Below are 767 nucleotides of genomic sequence, written 5' to 3'. Positions count from 1 at the left end.
AACGCGTCGTGGTTGCGCTGGGCCGTCGATCGGGTGTCGCGGCGGATCGCCTGCTCATCAGGGGTGTCGTCGACGACCGGGGTTTCGTCGTCGGGGTTGGCCGCGCCGGGGGCGGCCAGCTTGGCCAGCATCGCCTCGATCGCGGCGCGTAATTCCGGGGTGATCAGCCCGCTCAGGCGTGACATGCCGTCGAAGTCCTGCTCGCCGAGGATCAGAGCGCGCCGGCGCGCCCGTTGTTGGTCGCTGAACTCGCCGTCCGGGTTAAGCCAGTCCATGATCCGGCGGGCGTATTTGGCCAACTCGTCGGGGCGATACCCGCGGGCCTTGTCGGCCAGATCCGCCTCGGCGGCCTCCCAGGTGGATAGGTCGACCTCGGTGGGTAGGTGGGCGAAAAAGCTGCGGATCACCTTCACGTGCCCGTCGCCGATCAACCCCTGCCGCTGCGCGGCCGCGGTCGCGCCCAGTTGCGGCGCCAACGCCTCACCGGTCAGCGCCCGGCGCTCACCCAAATCCTCGGCCTCGGCGATGCGCCGCCCGGCCTCGGCTTTGGTGATGCGCAACCGATCCGCCAGCGCGCAACACAGGTTGCCGCCCAGCTCTGCCGGAGTGGCCTGATCGTCGAGCTGATTGATCAGGGTGTGCTGCGGGGCGCGCAGCCGGCGCCCCGCGGCTTCCACGCGCTCCAGGGCCCGCAACCGCTCCGGGGTGGTCAACACGTCAAAAGACAAATCGCACAACCGCTTCAGGGCATCATCGAGCGCGTCGAA

General features: G+C 69.5%; 1 protein-coding gene. It reads right to left on the bottom strand.

Annotation, left to right across the window (positions count from 1 at the left end):
• On the bottom strand, nucleotides 1–767 hold a 767-nt coding region (locus tag A5712_RS17390), incomplete at both ends, for a DUF222 domain-containing protein (RefSeq protein WP_156766607.1).

The organism is Mycobacterium sp. E2327 (genome assembly GCF_001672675.1).
Taxonomy (GTDB): Bacteria; Actinomycetota; Actinomycetes; order Mycobacteriales; family Mycobacteriaceae; genus Mycobacterium.
Note: the sequence above shows the minus strand (reverse complement) of the source record. Positions and strands in the feature narration are given on the sequence as shown.